Raw genomic sequence first — 16,947 nt, forward strand, 5'->3', positions numbered from 1 at the left:
GGCCTATCGATTAAGTGGGGCGTATACAGTAGCGCTATTTATGGGGCGCTTGAAGCGATAGAGGAAGAAAATGCACTTCAGTTTGAGGTGCTGCTACCGCTTGTTGCTCTTACGGTACTATTGCTTGTCGGTGCTTGGGTCAAGCGCCGCTCGAAAGCGGCGCCAGCGCGTTAACTCCCTTGGTGCATGGCGACATCCAACTCGTCGACTAGCTCGGCCCAGTCAGCGTCGTCTTCAATGGCTTCACGAAGAAATTCCGCTTGGCCTTCATTCCAACAGGGCGCATCGGAAAGCACCATCTCTTTGGGTAAAGGGCGATGGCGCTTGATGAAAACTTCAATCGACTCAGCGTCTGATGGCAGGCCCAGTTGTTCGAAAAGATCACTAAAAAGATGTACCGGTTTTTCCATAATTACGGGCTCCGTCAACTGGTTAGCATTGATTAAACATAGCGTAAATTACGGATATCACCACGCTTATTAGCGTTCGCCGACTAATGAAGCGAGGAAGCGTTGCCGCTGTGTCTCTACATCAAGCGGTTGAGCCAAAAGATGGACCAGTTTGGTAAAGGTGGCTTCTGGTGTCATGGCATCGCCTGAGAGCACGCCTGCATCTGTTAACCCCTCGCCCGCAGCGTACGCTCCCATATGAATGCTGCCTTCAGGGCAAAGGCTTATCGCCGCTAGCAATTTCCCCTCACCGGCCGCGCTAGCCAGTACATTCAATAGGGCTGGATCGTTAGGCAGATTGCCCGCTCCCCACAACTGGATAACAGCGCCTTTAACGCGTGAATCTCCAAGCCAGGCTTCCAGTTGCCAAGCGGCCAAACCGGGCCAGAGCGCGATACGAACCACTTCGCCTTTATCCAACCCTTGGTAGCTGGGGAGTTCAAAGCGTGGCGCGCCACGCTGTTGAGAGGCAAGCCCACGGCTTGGGTAGTAAACAAAGTCATTGCCTACTCGCTCACCAAGTAGCGGATAACCTGGAGAGGTGAAGGCTGTTAATGCGTCACTGTGCAGCTTTATAGCTCGTACGCCACGCAATAACCGGTTTGCAAAATAAATAGCGACTTCCTGAAGCTCGGCGTTTGCCGCAAACCGCAGCGCGCCATGAATATTATCAAGGGCGTCGCTGTTGGGTGCTTCCAGGGGGCGCATTGCGCCGGTTACAACGACGGGGCGCTCTAGGCCTTGCAATTGATAGGCAAGGCTAGCGGCCGTCCAGCTGAGCGTATCGGTACCATGAATCACGACAAACCCCCGGTAATCCGTTAACCGGGTAGCGATGTCGCTGGCTAACTGCTGCCACTGAAGTGGGGTCGCCGCGCTGGAATCAATCAGCGTGGTATAACTAATAACATCATAAGCAGGAAGCGATTGCTGTTGGGCAATGGGGAGCTGGCCAAGCGCGGTCGCCATGCGTTGGGTAAAGTTCGCGCCGGGAGTCAGCCCATTGGCACCTTGCTGCATGCCGATGGTGCCACCCGTATAAATAACCAAAATGCGTTCGTGGGTGGGAGTCGTTGCGGTTAAAGGTGAGAAGCTACTCATCACGGATTTCCTGGCGTAAATATTTGAAGGCCAAGCACTAAAAACTCCTGTTTGATTCCAGTGCAGGTTAGTAGCGGTGAACCAAAAGCGTGCCGCTTTGATCGTCCAGCTGGCGCGTGCGGCCAGCCAACAGGGCGAATCCACAGCAAACACCTACCAACGAGATCAAAAGCCAGGCAACCTGGTCTGCATGAACGCCGGATTGGAGCAGCAAGCCGACACTAAAAGGCCCAATAGCGGCAATGGTATATCCTCCGCCTTGTACCAGGCCGGAAAGTTGTCCTGCAAGGCGTGATGTCGCTGTTCTTAATACCAGCAGGCTGAGGGCCAGGCTAAAACTGCCGCCTTGGCCAAGGCCTAACAAGATGGCGCCAGGCCATTTCCAGGCTAAGGGCGCTATAAGTAGCAGCCAAAGCCCTAGAGCCGTACTAAACAGTACAAGCAAGAGCGCCGGGCGCTGGTCTGACCCCATGCGGGCAAGCCAGGGTGCCCCCAAGGCTGAAACGAGTTGACACATGATCGAAATAGCCATTGTCCAACCCGCGCTGGCCTCATCATAGCCACGATCGACAAGCAGCGTTGGCAGCCATCCAAAAACGATATAAGCCATGGATGATTGAATGCCCATGAACAGCATTACTTGCCACGTGAGCGGTTTGCGTAACAGTTTAAGAAGTCCCGAAGATGGCGGCTGAGGCATACCATGAGAGGAAGTCGAGGGCATTTGGCATTGCCAGAGAATCAGAGCAAATAGCGCCAGTAACGACCAGCTCATCAAACTTGCCTGCCAGCTGCCCAGCCACACTGTCAGCGGCACGCTAAATCCTGCTCCCAACGCGCCTCCCAGGCAGAGCGCCATCGTGTAGAGGCCCGTCAAAAGATCAGCACTTTCGGGTAGCTCGCGTTTCACCAGTGCGGGCAGTAGAGTGCCGCTAATGCCTATGGCGGCGCCCGCCATTGCGGAGCCTATAAACAGGACGCCGGGCAACGGTAAACCGCGTAGAATCAAACCTGCAGCCAACAGTAGTAGCGCAGCACTAAGCGCCCGCTCGCTGCCTAGCCGTTTTGCTAAAAGCGGCGCAATAGGAGCAGCCAGGCCTAAAAACAGCACGGGGAGTGTTGTCAGTACTCCCGCTGCCGCGGGTGAGAGCCCGGCAGCTTCCTGAAGACGCGTCAGCAAGGGGGCCACTGAGGAAAGGGCAGGGCGTAAATTTAGCCCCACCACAACCATCAGTAAAATAAAGGTAACGGGACGTCGAGACAACATTGTGCGGCCTACTTGAGGTAAGGGCGTAAATCGCCGCGGACTGCATCCAGTAGCGTAATGAAGTGATAATCCTGTGGTGTTTCAATGGAGTCCACACGGACACTAGTGCGCATACCTTGATTGATATCCAGCTTATCGAAAATCTCAAGTGTCACTTTCTGAGCAGGTTTATCACCTGGTGCCAGAATGCCATCTTCAAGGGTAAAGGTTTCGATTAACGTGGCGCGCACGCGGGTGCTGTTGTCTTCGCTGAGTACACGGCGAATAAACAGCCAGCCTTCGCAAGGTAGCGCTACATTATCGTCACGCTCGCGTAGGAACAGCGTCCGGTAGCAAGCGCCTTCGTTAGCGGCTTTCTCCGCCATGCTGCGGTAGGCTTGTATGACCTGCTTTGAAGAGGCGCGTGCATCTTCCAGGCGTTGCACGATTCCCTGGTGTTCACGACTAAGCTGTTCTTGGCGTTGAAAACTGAGCCACTGCCGATATTCATTAATAAGTTGAGAAGATGACATGATCGCTCCCTGATAATGTAGTAGCCAACGTAGTGGAATATGCGAGGGCATAACCTTCGCATATTCCTTGTTAGCAGGCTAGCGGCGTGCGCGCCGACGGCGCTCGCCGCTGGCATTTCCATTATCGCTAGTTGGTTTGCGTCGTGCTTGAGGTTGGCGCTGGCGACGACCATTCTCAATGGGCTCTGGTTTGATCGTGGGATCTGGCTCAAACCCGGGCTCTATATGTTTGGGTAGGTTTTGCTTGATCAGCCGCTCGATATTGCCCAGCAAACCGTGCTCGTCCACACACACCAGTGATACTGCTTCACCATTGCTACCCGCTCGGCCTGTCCGGCCAATGCGGTGTACATAGTCTTCCGCCACATTGGGCAGGTCGAAGTTAACCACGTGGGGAAGCTCGCTAATATCCAGCCCACGTGCGGCGATATCCGTCGCGACTAATACTTGCAAGTCACCACTTTTAAAAGCCCCCAGCGCACGGGTACGAGCGCCCTGACTTTTGTTGCCATGAATAGCCATGGCAGGAATATTCTGTTTTGAAAGCTGTTCGGCAAGCCGGTTGGCGCCATGTTTGGTACGGGTGAAAACCAGCACCTGGAACCAGCCGTGGCGCTGAATCAAATGCGCCAACAGCTCACGCTTTTTTTCGCGGTCTACGCGATAAACCGCTTGGAGAATTTTCTCGGCGGTTGTGTTGCGTGGAGCCACTTCAATAAGGGCGGGGTTATTGAGCAACTGCTGCGCCAGCGTCTGAATTTCATTTGAAAACGTGGCGGAAAATAGCAGGTTTTGGCGCTGTTTGGGCACTAGGCGTAGTACACGTTTAATATCGTGAATAAAGCCCATATCCAACATGCGGTCGGCTTCATCAAGCACTAGAATTTCGATGGCTGAAAGGTCAACGTGGCCCTGCTGCTGAAGGTCCAGCAGGCGGCCGGGGGTGGCAATCAGTACGTCCAGACCTGCTTTAAGTGCATCGACCTGGGGCTGTTGGCCTACACCACCAAAAATAGTGTGCGAGCGTAAAGAGAGATGCTTCCCATAGGTGGATACACTTTCACCTACCTGTGCAGCAAGCTCCCGAGTAGGCGTCAATACCAGCGCACGCACCTGACGTTTGCCTGGCCGTTTTCCACCGGAAAGACGCTGTAGCATGGGTAGGGTAAAGCCGGCCGTTTTACCCGTGCCCGTTTGGGCGCTTGCGAGCAAGTCGCGACCTTCTAATACGACAGGAATAGCCTTTAATTGGATCGGAGTAGGCTGGGTGTAGCCTTGCGCCGTAACGGCGTGTAATAAATCTTCTTGCAGACCAAGTTCAGAAAAGCTCATGCGTTCTCCGCAGCCACCTAACAAGGCAACAGCTGCTTAAAAGCGTTGTTGCTAGGCGTAATTTTTCAAAAGACGAGAATGGTTATCCTCGCGACAGCAAAGCTTGCCAAGCCGCGATGATCGTTGATTAGCCACGTATGACCATAACGAAAAAAAGTGGTCAGTATGGAAGAGACGGGCATTTGACTGTGGGTGTTACGCTATCGCAACACTCAAAATATACCCGTCAGTGTAACATGAAGATTACCTCAGACGGGCATACTTGTGGTGATTGGTTGGCGGGCTCTCAAGCGCTTTGGTTATTTCATCCCGCTTAAACCGGCTAATGGAAATAGCTACCCTGACGTATTTGATCGGCAATTTGTCTCGCAACATCCTCCCAGCTAGCGCTTAGGGCACGTACCAGGGCGGGGTAGCCGTCCTCATCCAGTATTGTTTGCGCAGAAAAACTCTTCATGGCCAACAATTCATCACTTGGGCTGCGTAGCTGCCACTGCCCGGCCACCACCGCTAAACCATCGTAGCGGCCTTGAAATTGATCAACATCAAGCCGCAGGGTGAGCGCTTCAGGTTGGCTGCTGTCATCACGGACTACGCGAATAAGCGGTAGCTCTTGCGACAATTGTGTCCGTAAGCTGCGTGCAAGCTGTCGGTCAATGCTTTCGGCCCATTGATGCTCTCGCGCCTGGTTAAGCGTAATGTCATCCAGTTGCATGACGATGCCATCGACATCGAGATAGTGAGCAAGGCGTGGCGAGCGCAGCTGTAGCGTGCCTTGGGGGCTACTTGGTATATTGGCCAGCCCGTTACTGGGTAGCATATAACGCGCCGGGGGCGTCACACTGCTTGCGCAAGCAGCCAGCATGAGCGATAGGGACATTAGTAATAAGGATTTTAAAACGAGTATACGCATAATATTCCCCTGTTTAGCGCGGTGCACGCGGTATAGGATCTTGAGTATCCAGATTATCAAACAGCAGCGCCCGCGGATTATCGTTCAGTGTGCGGGTTAGTGGTTGAAGATCGCGCATTAATCGATCCAGGCGCTCGATGGCCGACGTCAGGTCCTGGTAAGCCGGTGAGGAAGGCGACACGCCCTGGAGGGTGCTTTGAAGCTCGTTAAGCGTAGCATTGAGGTTGCCGCCTACTGCACGAGTTTCAGGGTCGCTTAGCAGCTGGTTGAGCGACTCGCTGACACCGCGGACCTCATTAAGCATGCTTTCAGAGGCTTGTAAACTACTGTCCATGCCCGCCAGTAAGGGCTCCACTTCAAGCGCGTTCAGCTTGTCGAGTAGATCGGTAATTTGGGATTGGATTTGGGAAAAACCACCCGACACCGTGGGGAAAACCGTGCGGCCAGAGAAAGTCGACGCAATGTAGTCCTCGTCGGTGTCTCGCTGAAAGTTCAGATCCACAAATAAAGCGCCGGTTAGCAGGTTACCGTTTTTAAGCGACGCACGAAGGCCAAGTGTAAACATGCGGTTAAAGCGCTCTTCCCACTCTTCCAAATCAATATCCGAATTCTCGATGCCAAGCCGCTGGGGCTCAAGGCGAATGAGTACGGGGATGGCGAAGCTTGCGCGTGAGCTTGGCTGTGGTGATGTAAAGTTCCAGGGGACAGCGGCCACGGTGCCTATACGAACACCTCGAAACTCGACGGGCGCACCGCGTGAAAGGCCGCGAACGGTGTCATCCACTAACAGAACGTATTCCAGGTACTGATTGAAGGTACCCTCGCGAGCATCATCCTCATCCCCGTACAGATTAAAGCGGGCGCCCGCTTCTACAGGGCGTCCCATTGGTAAGTCTTCGGGCACCCCAAACGTGACACCTCCTCCTAACAGGGTTTCAAGTGATTCAACGTTAACCCGAAAGCCATTTGAATCAAGGCGTAGGTCAATGCCGCTCGAGGACCAGAAGCGGGTGCTGTCGGTCACCAGCAGTGCATAGGGCTCTTCGATAAATACCTGGTGATGCATGGTGCGTGATTCGGGGTCGAAACTTGCTTCTTCAACGCGGCCCACCGTATAGCCCTGGTAGGAAACCGGGTCGCCGACACGCAACGAATTGCCGAGTTGACTAATGAGATTGATATTGATGCCGGCCATTCCGGCCGTGGCGACAGGGGGGACGTCGCTTACCGGAAAGTTACGCCGCTGTTCTTCAGAGCTTCCGGGCTCAAGCTGTATATAAGCGCCAGAGAGGACAGTACTCAGGCCGCTAATCCCTTCACGCCCGATACGAGGCTTTACCACCCAAAAGCGGCTATCTTCACGCAACAAGGCTTCAGCCTGAGGCTGAATGCGTGCTGTAATCACAGCACTGCTTAGGTCTTCAGAGAGCTGGACATTTTGCACGAGGCCAATTTCAACGTTGCGGCTGCGGATGGAGGTATTTCCCGCTTCGATACCTTCGGCGTTGTTCATGGTTAATGTGATAAGTGTGCCGCGGCTGGTGTAATTATCGTACACCAGCCATAGCCCAATAATGATAGCCACAAAAGGCACAATCCAGATAGGGGAGATGCGTGATTGCGGCGAAGACCTGGCTTTGTTCATGTCAGGCTCTTGCTTGTTAGCTATGGGGGTGTCGTTACCCATTAATGGCTCCCAGAGTGGCTATTATTTGATGTGGACGCTGCCTTGGTAGGAGCATCCCATATTAAGCGGGGGTCAAACGTCATGGCGGCTAGCATTGTCAATACCACGACCGAGCCAAACGCCAGCGCGGCAGGACCTGGCGTGATCGACATAAGTGAGCCAGCGCGTATCAAGGCAACCAGAATAGCCACTACAAAAACATCGACCATCGACCATCGTCCGATAAACTCGGTAATGCGATAAAGCCGCGTACGGCTGATGGTATTGGGTTGGCTGTTGCCTCGGACGACAATACATAGCCATGAAAGCGCCAGCAGTTTACCGACAGGCACAATAATGCTGGCAACGAAAATAACGGTGGCGACTGGCCATGAGCCCATCTGAATCAGTTCAACGACGCCTCCTATGATGGTCGAAGAACCGCTATGCCCCAGACTCGTCGTGGTCATAATAGGGTAAACATTCGCAGGGATATACATGACAGTCGCTGCGCCTAGCAGTGCCCAGGTGCGTTGTAAGCTATAGGGGAGTCGGGAGTGAAGTTTCTCATGACATCGAATGCAGCGAGATTTATGTCCTGGGGTGAGTGAATTGACAAGCCCACAGGTTGGACAGCCTGTTAGGCGCTGACTAGCGGCGGTTGCTCCTGTTTGGGTGCCCTCTGGCGCCAAGGGTTCTCCTTCGAGGGAAAACCACATCCAATCGGCATCAATGGACTGGATGGTCATTAATAAAAGTACCGCAAAGATGCAAAAACCCCAGAAGGAGATACCCAACTCAATTTGCGCCATACCGGCTATTTTAATCAGGCTTACCAGCGCCCCTATAATAAAGACATCCGCCATCATCCAGGGCGTCAAGTGGGCAAGTGAGCGGGCAATGTCGCGACTATAGGCGAGTGGCTTGCCGTGTAAAAGCCCCAGCTGCAGCCAAATCACGCTAAGCAGATAAAGGGTCGGCAGCACAACGATGGTCATGATGACGATAATGGCCACGACCGGTTGGTGAAAGGCAATTAACGTGGTGGCCGTTTGTGACAGCTCTATGCGATTGCCGACGCCACTAACGCTGAAGCTTACAAACGGAAACGAAATAGCCACGATTAATGCAATTAATGCCGCAATGGCAAGTGCCATACTGCGCTGAGCGGGGTAGCGGTGGCGTTTTACGAGTACATGTGAGCAGCGCGGGCAGCTGGCCTTTTCGCCCGAGCATAAGGGGGGCAGCGCGGATACCCAGTCGCACTCATGGCAGGCGCGTAAACGTCGACGCTGAACGCGAGACTCAGGTGGCTGCCGATCCACTAGAGGCGCATTAACGGAAAGTGGGGAACGCTTTAATAAACGGAAGTGGGGCAAAGGGGACACTCTCACTGCGAATGCGATGTAAACCGAATGAACACCGGGCCTTTTTTATATCAAACCCAAATAGATCCATGCTGGCATAACCCGATGCTTGACCCGACTGAAGGGTTAGTCAAGGATGCAGCCGCGATAGTGCCTAATATTCTGCCATAAGGAAATAAAATGTTGCTTCCACTTGTAGCTGTAGTGATGGGACTGGTGTTGCTCATCTGGAGTGCTGAGAAATTTATTGATGGCGCAGCTGCAACGTCACGTTGGCTCGGTCTTTCGCCTTTATTGATTGGTATGTTGGTCATTGGATTCGGTACCTCAGCCCCTGAGATGATGGTGTCAGTATTGGCAGCCTTGCAGGGGAATCCCGGGCTTGCAGTAGGGAATGCCTATGGTTCCAATATTGCCAATATTGGTTTGGTATTGGGTTTTGTTGCACTCATTGCACCGTTAGCTGTGCACTCCAGCGTCATCCGCAAAGAGATGCCGATTTTAATTCTGGTCACACTGATCACTGGGATTATGCTCTGGGATGGTTGGGTGTCTCGCTGGGAAGCGGCCCTTTTATTGGTAGCCCTCGTCATATTTATCGGCGTAAGCATCTTTCGTTCAAAAAAGCAAAAGGACGATGCGCTGGTTGAGGAAGTCGCTGAGACGCTGGACAGTAACCCCATGTCGCGTGGTAAAGCGATTATGTGGACGTTGGTTGGGTTGGTGTTCTTGGTTGCAAGCTCGCGTATGTTGGTTTGGGGAGCGGTAGAAATTGCGCAACGTTTTGGCGTGAGTGACTTGATTATCGGGCTAACCGTCGTAGCCGTTGGTACCTCACTGCCCGAGCTTGCTTCTTCGATTAGCGCGCTGCGCCGTAAAGAGCACGATATGGTGCTGGGTAACGTTGTTGGTTCTAACTTGTTTAATAGCCTTGCTGTAGTGGGGCTTGCGGGGGTTATTGCACCTATTGATGCTGGGCGGGAAGTGCTGGTGCGTGATTGGAGCATTATGACCTGCATGACCCTGCTAATGGTTCTCTTCGCATTTTCCTGGAAAGGACGTCCGCGTCGAATTAATCGCCTCGAAGGCGCTGTTCTTTTTACGCTTTTTATTGCGTATACCGGATATATGATAAGCGTTGTCGTATTATCTTAATGAATAATTGGCATTATTTGATGTGCGTCAATGCGACACGCTTTGCGAAAGATAGATCGGTGTATAATGAGATGTAAGCCAGTAAAATGGCAATATAAATAAAAACAGGCTAGATGCTTATAATTAAAGGCTGAATCTTTAAGTTTCAGCTAAGCTTGCGTTAACAAAAACTGGGGTATTAATTCAGGTTAGGAGCGTGCAATGGAACTCGATCCCTTAATGCTGTCGCGAATACAATTCGCGTTTGTTATCTGTTTTCACACGATCTTTCCGGTTTTCACCATTGGGTTGGCCTCTTATATTGCGCTTTTACAAGCACTTTTTTTTAAGACGCAAAATCCTGCATGGGACCGTTTAGCACTGTTCTGGACGAAAGTATTTGCTGTGGTTTTTGGCATGGGGGTGGTGTCGGGAATCGTGATGTCGTTTCAGTTCGGTACGAACTGGAGTAATTTCTCTCTGGCGACCTCCAATTTTATAGGTCCCTTGCTCAGTTATGAAGTCGTGACAGCCTTCTTCCTTGAAGCTGCCTTCCTTGGCATATTGCTGTTTGGCCGTGGAAAAGTGCCGCAGGGTATCCATTTGATGGCGGCTGCCTTGGTGGCGCTGGGCACCTTTATTTCAGCGTTCTGGATCCTCGCGGCAAACAGTTGGATGCATACACCGGCAGGCGTTGAGTTGATCGACAATCGTTTCCATGTGATCTCCTGGTTTGACGCGATTTTCAATCCCTCCTTCCCTCATCGCTTTGCACACATGGCTGTAGCTTCCTTTATCACCGGCGGGTTTGTCGTGGCAGGCGTTAGCGCCTGGTTTTTGTTGCGTGGAAGAGATCCAGAGGCTAACCGTCGTGCGCTTTCCATGTGCTTATGGTTGCTGCTTTTCCTGACGCCTCTTCAGGCGTTTATAGGCGACTCCCACGGGTTGAATACGCTCAAATATCAGCCAACGAAGGTCGCAGCAATGGAGGGGAACTGGGAAACATCTACCAGCGTGCCATTGCTCTTGTTTGCGCTGCCGGACCAGGAGGCGCAGAGAAACCTTTATGAGATTGGCATTCCTAACGTGGCCAGTCTCATACTTACCCATTCGCTGCATGGTGAAGTTCCAGGGCTTACGGCCGTGCCACCTGAAGACCAGCCTCCTGTTGCCATCGTATTTTGGGCGTTTCGGGTGATGGTTGGCATTGCCTTAATAATGATTGCTGTCTCCTTTGTAGGCTTATTCTTGCGGCGCAATCAACGTATTTATGAGAGTCAGCTGTTTTTGAAAACATTGGTCGGCATGATTTCTTTACCCTTCATTGCGGTTCTGGCTGGCTGGATCGTGACCGAAGTAGGTCGGTCCCCTTGGCTGGTATACAACATCATGTCTCATGCAGAGGGTGTGACACCTTCGCTAACAGGTTGGATGGCGCTGTTTACGCTTATTGGGTATGTGCTGGTATATGCGGTGGTTTTTTATGCCGGTATTTACTATCTAACCCGGGTGGTTCGCAACGGCATGTTGCCTGAGCAAGAACAGGCGTCTGTTAATAGGGATGCTGACCGTCCCAAGCGGCCGCTCTCTGCCGCCCACACCCCTTTTGATGATGACATTGATCCGGTGAGGAGCTAACCATGGAAATGTTTGATCTGTCGATTATTTGGGCTGGCATTATCGGGTTCGGCGTCATCATGTATGTACTGATGGATGGCTTTGATCTTGGCTTGGGGATTCTATTTCCCTTTGCGCCAGATGAAGAGGCTCGTGATGTCATGATGAACTCTGTGGCACCGGTCTGGGACGGTAACGAGACTTGGCTGGTTTTGGGGGGGGCTGGCTTGTTAGCGGCTTTTCCCTTGGTTTACTCGATTTTCTTACCGGCACTCTATATCGGTGTTTTCTTGATGCTGGCAGGGTTGATTTTTCGTGGCATTTCGTTCGAATTCCGCTTTAAGTCGCGCCGTAACCGCCACTGGTGGAATCGCTCCTTTGCCTGGGGTTCGGCGGTCGCTGCGTTCGCTCAAGGCGCTGTGGTTGGTGCATATATTCAGGGTTTTCAAACCGAAGGCTTTGTTTATACCGGGGGCGCCTTTGATTGGTTAACGCCGTTTACGGTGTTAACAGGCTTGGGGCTTATGGCAGGTTATGCGCTTTTGGGCTCAACATGGCTGATTCTAAAATCGGAAGGCCACGTACAGGATTGGGCGTATAAAATCACGCCTATGCTGCTGGCAATGGTGCTGGTGGTCTTCGCCATTGTTAGTATCTGGACGCCGTTCGTGAACCCGGTTGTTTGGGATCGCTGGTTTGGTCATCTGCACTTGATCTGGATTTTCCCAGCGCTAGCGCTCTTCTTCGCCTTTCTTGTATACCGCTCGGTAAAGCAGCGCCGTGAGAGCTATCCCTTCCTTGCGACTATCGGTATTTATGTATTTACCTATCTGGGCTTGATCGTGAGCCAATGGCCGATGATAGTGCCGCCTAACTACACCTTGTGGGATGCGGCGTCAGCACCTGAGTCACAGCTTTTCTTGTTGATTGGTGTGCTCTTTGTTATCCCCTTTATCCTGATGTATACCGCATGGACGTATTGGGTATTTCGCGGCAAGGTGCGTGTAGGTGAAGGTTATCATTAAGCCAGAGGCTATCAGATGACGGAGCAGTCGCTAACCGCGCGCTCCTGGTTAAAAATGCTGGCAACCTTAGAGCGGCGAAGATTAAATCTCGCCGCTTTTCTTGGCATTTTAGCTGGGGTTCAAACGGTTATTATTGTAGTGGGATTGGCCTGGTTAGTAGAGCAGTTGGTTATTGATCAACAAGCGCCTTATCCGTTTTTAAACGTATTAATAGGGCTGGCGCTGTGCGTGCTTGGGCGCGGAGTATGCCTGTGGGGGCAAGAGGTAATAAGCCTGGAGGCTAGCCTACGTATCCGCCAATACGCCCGACGTCAACTGCTGGATAAATGCTGGACATTGGGTCCTGTGTGGTTGGCTTATCATCAAAGCGGCGCCTTGGCGACGCAGGCGGTAGAAAATATAGAGGCACTGGATGGCTATTTTTCGCGCTTCTATACGCAGCTAAGAATTACTTCTCTCTTACCGCTACTGATTCTATTGGTGGTGCTACGACTGGATTATGTCGTTGCTCTCTTCTTGTTGCTTTCTGCGCCCATTATCCCGCTATTCATGGCACTAGTAGGTATGGGAGCTGAGCGTATAAATCGGGACCAGTTTGCAGCGGTTGCACGGCTCTCTGCCCACTTTCTTGACCGTGTTCGTGGAATGTCGACGCTTCAGCTATTTGGTCGCACGGCGAGTGCTCATCAGGACGTTTGGTGGGCAACAGATGATTACCGTCGTTTAAGCATGCGAACGTTGCGCTTGGCTTTTTTATCGTCTGCAGTGCTCGAGTTTTTCGCGTCGGTCGCCATTGCCGTAGTAGCGATATACGTAGGGTTTGGCTTACTGGGATATATTGAGTACGGGCCTGCACCTTCTTTAACGCTCTTTACGGGCTTAGCCGTATTGCTGCTCGCTCCTGAGTTTTTCCAGCCGTTACGCACCTTGTCACAGCACTACCATGATCGTGCTACTGCTTTAGGTGCCGCAGAAAGCCTGGTAACGGTGCTGAATGAGTCGAGCATACAACGAAGTACGTTTGATGAGCCTGCAACTGATGACGATATTGCAGTGCTTCAAAATGTCAGCGTTGACTATCCGATCCGCGGCCGGGTGTTAGGGCCAATGGATCTGACGATCAAAAAAGGCAGTGTCATTGCGATTAGTGGTCCATCCGGGAGCGGGAAGTCGACACTGTTGGCGTTATTGGCCGGTTTTTTGACGCCATCAAGCGGCACGCTTCAGTTGGCTCAGCCGCGTTACGCGTGGCTGGACCAGCAGCCGGGCCTGTTGCATGGCACCTTGGCGGATAACTTGCGGCTGGCAAACCCTGATGCCGATACTCCCGCAATGCTTTCAGCACTTCACCAGGCTGGTTTGGAGGAGCTTCTAAGCCAATTGCCTGATGGTTTGGATACCATGATAGGAGAGCGCGGAGTGGGGTTATCGGGTGGTCAGGCCCAGCGGCTGGCGTTGGCGCGCATTTATTTAAGTGATGCTGATTTAATCCTGCTCGATGAGCCTACAGCAAGCCAGGATGCTGAAACCGAAGCCTCTGTGATTAGTGCATTGTTAGCATGGGCTGCACAGGGGCGTACGGTGATTATGGCAACGCATCACCCGGCTGCAATTAAGGCGGCTCAGCTCCACTTTTATATGCAGGACGGCCGTTTAAAGGAGGTGCGTGATGCAACCTAATGCGTCCTCACAAAAAAGTGAGCTGTCCCAAGCGCGCCAGGCATTGTCGCCCTGGGTGGCGTTAATGATGAAGCGTCGAAGGCGGTTCGCGATCGGCGCGCTCCTTATTTGCTTAACGCTTGCTGCGGGGCTTTCACTGCTGGGCCTTTCTGGGTGGTTTATTACCGCATGTGCATTAGCGGGCATCGCTTTTTTGCTTGGCTTACCTGTTCAGTTGGATGTGTACGTACCTGGCGGAGGAATACGCTTCTTTGCGCTATTACGTACTGTCGCCCGCTATATAGAACGTCTCTATAATCACGATACGGTGCTTCGCCTCTTGGCTGATTTACGCTACCGCGTGTTTGGCCAGCTTATGCGATTGGATGAGGCGGCGTTGCAGCGCGAGCGTGTCAGTGACTGGCTGGGACGTTTAACCGCTGATATAGATGCTCTCGACAATCTTTATCTTCGTTTGCTGATGCCACCCCTGGTTAGCTTGGTAGTTATTGTGGGGTTAACCCTCTTTATTGCTATTTGGTTGCCTGCTTTAGCGCTGTGGGTCGGCGTGGTTCTGCTGGTTCTGTGGGTGAGTGTTACCTATGGCATGGCGCGCTTGGGGTATGCGCACAGTCATCGCCAAGTGGCTGACCAGGAAGGATTACGGCGTTTAGTCGTTGATCAGTTGCAGGCCTCAGCTGAGTTAATTGCCTATCGCAGCGCTGCGTGGCACCGTCAGCAGGTGGAGGCGCACGAAGATGCAGCGCTTGATAATCAACGGCGCCTTGGCCGAAGTGTTGCTATGGGTAATAGCCTCATTAGCGTTATTACCGGGTTGCTGCTGTTAAGCGTTGTATGGCTGGGTGGCGTGCTGGTGGCGAGTGGGGTAATAACCGGGCCTATTCTGGTGATGTTGCTGCTGGTGGTTCTAGGTGTGAATGAGGTTTTTGTACCGCTTCCGGGTGCTTTCGCTCGCTTGGGGGGCAGTGCTGCTGCAGCAGAGCGTTTAAATACACTTGGGCCCGAGTGCCAGCAGAGTCAATACCAGTCATTTTCCGGCCAACAGCTTGACCTTGAGTTGCAGAAAGTCACGCATTGTTATCCTTCTAGCCTGATGCCAGCGCTTGATAGTGTTTCATTTCATTTGGCAGCGGGGGAGTGGGCTATCATTACCGGGCGCTCAGGTGCGGGTAAAAGTACCCTGGCGGCGCTTTTGACGGGGCGGCTTGCTCCTTCTAAAGGTGTGGTTAATGTAGGAGGCTGCGTGCCTACTGCTGTGCCAGAGCAGGAGCGTTCGCAACACATTGCTTTGTTAACCCAGCAGGTAGACCTTTTCGATGCGTCATTGGAAGAAAATCTACGCTTGGGGAATCCTGATGCTGATGATGAAGCGCTTTGGGATGTGCTGAAAGCAGTAGCGCTCGATGGGTGGGCTCAATCTCTTCCGGGACAGTTGCAAACACCCGTAGGTGAGCGAGGGCAGCAACTGTCTGGTGGGCAGGCGCGGCGGGTGGCGCTGGCTCGGCTGTTGCTCATGGACCCTTCGGTGGTTATTTTAGACGAGCCTTTTGCGGCGATTGATCATGATACGGCCGTAATAGTAGCTACCACGCTTTCTCGCTGGTTAGTCGGGCGCACCACCATCTTCTTTGTTCACCATGAAGTGGGTAGCTTGCTAACGCGACAGATAACCCATCACTGGCACTTAAGTGCCGGGAAGCTCAGCCCAGGTAAGTAATTGCTTGAGTTGGGCGTTAAGGAAAAATGATGCAGGATTTTTTACGTAACCTCCCTAAAGTCGAGCTTCACTTGCATATTGAAGGCTCGCTGGAACCGGAGCTTATGTTTGCTCTGGCTGAGCGAAACAGTATCGAATTACCTTATTCCTCCGTCGAGGAGGCCAAGGCAGCCTATCGGTTTAAAGATCTACAAGGTTTCTTGAATCTCTATTTCCAGGGTATGAGCGTTCTTCGTCATGAACAGGATTTTTATGACTTGGCGATGGATTATTTCAAGCGCGCTAGTAGTGAGGGTGTCGTCCATATCGATATACATTTTGATCCTCAGGCACATCTACAGCGTGGCGTTTCTCTGGACGTGGTCATGTCCGGGTTACTGCGTGCCAAGCAAGAGGCAGAGCAGTCTCTGGATTTAAGTGTCGGAATGATCATGGCCTTTTTGCGTGACCGGCCTGCCGAAGAGGCACTTCAAGTGCTGGAGCAGGCAGCACCTTACTGGAGTGAGCTTGACGCCATTGGCCTGGATAGTGCTGAGCGCGACCATCCACCCTCAAAATTTGTTGCCGTTTTTAAGCGCGCCCAAGAGTTGGACCTAGCTCGGGTAGCTCATGCAGGAGAGGAAGGGCCAGCCTCCTATATCATTGAGGCATTGGATTTGCTTGATGTGTGCCGCATTGATCACGGTATCCGCTGTCTGGAGAGCGACGAAGCGGTGGAGCGCCTATATCAAAAGCAAACCGTGCTGACTGTATGCCCCTTATCCAACGTAAGCTTAAATGTGGTTGATAGCTTAACCGACCATCCTCTGCCGGCCCTTCTTGATAAAGGGCTTAATGTGACGATTAGCTCGGATGATCCGGCTTACTTTGGTGGTGGTCTATTGGCTAATCACATCGCTTGTGCTCAATCATTCGGCTGGGATGAAGAGGCTTTCCTGACTCTTAACCGTAATGCCATAAAAGAAGCCTTTACAACGGAATCCAGGCGCCAAGAGCTGCTGGCCCGCCTTGATGTGGTCGAGTATTAGGCTGGCTAGCGTATAAGGGCTATTGACTTAGCTTCTTGTATCAATGCGTTAGTGCTTTAAAGTAATTGCAAAAAGTTATTGACCCATCAGGAAAAGTGGGTAGAATACGCCCCACATCGAACGGGCAGCGCCCTTCGGT

The 16,947-nt window shown here is 52.4% G+C and carries 14 protein-coding genes; 6 read left to right on the plus strand and 8 right to left on the minus strand.

All coding sequences use genetic code 11. The features are described from left to right. Positions 1-170 precede the first annotated feature (170 nt). The 8 genes from ACT3TJ_RS16975 to ACT3TJ_RS17010 form a co-directional block, all read right to left on the minus strand. On the minus strand, positions 171-410 hold the full coding sequence (locus ACT3TJ_RS16975; protein WP_172118460.1) for a DUF2789 domain-containing protein: 240 nt from the start codon (positions 408-410) through the stop codon (positions 171-173). Positions 411-479: 69 nt separating this feature from the next. Beyond that, positions 480-1,550, minus strand: coding sequence for an asparaginase (locus ACT3TJ_RS16980; RefSeq protein ID WP_444622688.1), 1,071 nt, complete (start codon positions 1,548-1,550; stop codon positions 480-482). Positions 1,551-1,617: 67 nt separating this feature from the next. Beyond that, the gene (locus tag ACT3TJ_RS16985; protein WP_444622687.1) at positions 1,618-2,817 is read right to left on the minus strand and encodes an MFS transporter; all 1,200 of its coding nucleotides are present in this window, start codon (positions 2,815-2,817) and stop codon (positions 1,618-1,620) included. Between the two features lie 8 nt (positions 2,818-2,825). Beyond that, positions 2,826-3,329 carry a hypothetical protein gene (locus tag ACT3TJ_RS16990; RefSeq protein WP_193054669.1) on the minus strand — a complete coding sequence of 168 codons (504 nt, stop codon included), beginning with the start codon at positions 3,327-3,329 and terminating at the stop codon, positions 2,826-2,828. A gap of 78 nt (positions 3,330-3,407) precedes the next feature. Beyond that, on the minus strand, positions 3,408-4,661 hold the full coding sequence (locus ACT3TJ_RS16995) for a DEAD/DEAH box helicase (protein ID WP_193054670.1): 1,254 nt from the start codon (positions 4,659-4,661) through the stop codon (positions 3,408-3,410). A 322-nt stretch (positions 4,662-4,983) separates the two neighbouring features. Next, positions 4,984-5,574, minus strand: a complete 591-nt coding sequence (locus tag ACT3TJ_RS17000; protein WP_441679156.1) for a PqiC family protein — start codon at positions 5,572-5,574, stop codon at positions 4,984-4,986. A gap of 13 nt (positions 5,575-5,587) precedes the next feature. After that, positions 5,588-7,261: an intermembrane transport protein PqiB gene (pqiB, locus tag ACT3TJ_RS17005; protein ID WP_193054672.1), complete on the minus strand. Its 1,674-nt coding sequence runs from the start codon at positions 7,259-7,261 to the stop codon at positions 5,588-5,590. After that, positions 7,261-8,565, minus strand: a complete 1,305-nt coding sequence (locus ACT3TJ_RS17010) for a paraquat-inducible protein A (protein ID WP_287077581.1) — start codon at positions 8,563-8,565, stop codon at positions 7,261-7,263. Before ACT3TJ_RS17010 ends, pqiB begins: the two co-directional genes overlap by 1 nt. Before the next feature lie 222 nt (positions 8,566-8,787). On the opposite strand from ACT3TJ_RS17010, the gene ACT3TJ_RS17015 reads away from it, so the two are divergent. The 6 genes from ACT3TJ_RS17015 to ACT3TJ_RS17040 all read left to right on the plus strand — a co-directional run bounded on the left by ACT3TJ_RS17015 (position 8,788) and on the right by ACT3TJ_RS17040 (position 16,808). Next, the gene (locus tag ACT3TJ_RS17015; RefSeq protein ID WP_172118466.1) at positions 8,788-9,762 is read left to right on the plus strand and encodes a calcium/sodium antiporter; all 975 of its coding nucleotides are present in this window, start codon (positions 8,788-8,790) and stop codon (positions 9,760-9,762) included. A gap of 201 nt (positions 9,763-9,963) precedes the next feature. Next, on the plus strand, positions 9,964-11,379 hold the full coding sequence (locus ACT3TJ_RS17020; protein WP_444622686.1) for a cytochrome ubiquinol oxidase subunit I: 1,416 nt from the start codon (positions 9,964-9,966) through the stop codon (positions 11,377-11,379). A 2-nt stretch (positions 11,380-11,381) separates the two neighbouring features. After that, a complete protein-coding gene (gene cydB / locus ACT3TJ_RS17025; RefSeq protein WP_193054674.1) occupies positions 11,382-12,383 on the plus strand; it encodes a cytochrome d ubiquinol oxidase subunit II in 1,002 nt (333 codons plus the stop codon). 15 nt (positions 12,384-12,398) lie between these two features. Next, positions 12,399-14,063, plus strand: coding sequence for a thiol reductant ABC exporter subunit CydD (cydD, locus tag ACT3TJ_RS17030; protein ID WP_444622685.1), 1,665 nt, complete (start codon positions 12,399-12,401; stop codon positions 14,061-14,063). Continuing rightward, a complete protein-coding gene (cydC, locus tag ACT3TJ_RS17035; RefSeq protein ID WP_444622684.1) occupies positions 14,053-15,780 on the plus strand; it encodes a thiol reductant ABC exporter subunit CydC in 1,728 nt (575 codons plus the stop codon). The genes cydD and cydC overlap by 11 nt, the downstream gene beginning before the upstream one ends. 29 nt (positions 15,781-15,809) lie before the next feature. Next, positions 15,810-16,808, plus strand: coding sequence for an adenosine deaminase (locus ACT3TJ_RS17040; protein WP_444622683.1), 999 nt, complete (start codon positions 15,810-15,812; stop codon positions 16,806-16,808). Positions 16,809-16,947: the final 139 nt, after the last annotated feature.

It is taken from the genome of Halomonas sp. AOP30-A1-24 (assembly GCF_052378165.1).
GTDB classification, from domain to species: Bacteria; Pseudomonadota; Gammaproteobacteria; order Pseudomonadales; family Halomonadaceae; genus Vreelandella; species Vreelandella citrativorans.

Coding starts and splice junctions, on each gene's coding strand:
- ACT3TJ_RS16975 (WP_172118460.1), bottom strand. CDS start 410: ATGGAAAAACCGGTACATCTTTTTAGTGATCTTTTCGAACAACTGGGC.
- ACT3TJ_RS16980 (WP_444622688.1), bottom strand. CDS start 1,550: ATGAGTAGCTTCTCACCTTTAACCGCAACGACTCCCACCCACGAACGC.
- ACT3TJ_RS16985 (WP_444622687.1), bottom strand. CDS start 2,817: ATGTTGTCTCGACGTCCCGTTACCTTTATTTTACTGATGGTTGTGGTG.
- ACT3TJ_RS16990 (WP_193054669.1), bottom strand. CDS start 3,329: ATGTCATCTTCTCAACTTATTAATGAATATCGGCAGTGGCTCAGTTTT.
- ACT3TJ_RS16995 (WP_193054670.1), bottom strand. CDS start 4,661: ATGAGCTTTTCTGAACTTGGTCTGCAAGAAGATTTATTACACGCCGTT.
- ACT3TJ_RS17000 (WP_441679156.1), bottom strand. CDS start 5,574: ATGCGTATACTCGTTTTAAAATCCTTATTACTAATGTCCCTATCGCTC.
- pqiB (WP_193054672.1), bottom strand. CDS start 7,261: ATGGGTAACGACACCCCCATAGCTAACAAGCAAGAGCCTGACATGAAC.
- ACT3TJ_RS17015 (WP_172118466.1), top strand. CDS start 8,788: ATGTTGCTTCCACTTGTAGCTGTAGTGATGGGACTGGTGTTGCTCATC.
- ACT3TJ_RS17020 (WP_444622686.1), top strand. CDS start 9,964: ATGGAACTCGATCCCTTAATGCTGTCGCGAATACAATTCGCGTTTGTT.
- cydB (WP_193054674.1), top strand. CDS start 11,382: ATGGAAATGTTTGATCTGTCGATTATTTGGGCTGGCATTATCGGGTTC.
- cydD (WP_444622685.1), top strand. CDS start 12,399: ATGACGGAGCAGTCGCTAACCGCGCGCTCCTGGTTAAAAATGCTGGCA.
- cydC (WP_444622684.1), top strand. CDS start 14,053: ATGCAACCTAATGCGTCCTCACAAAAAAGTGAGCTGTCCCAAGCGCGC.
- ACT3TJ_RS17040 (WP_444622683.1), top strand. CDS start 15,810: ATGCAGGATTTTTTACGTAACCTCCCTAAAGTCGAGCTTCACTTGCAT.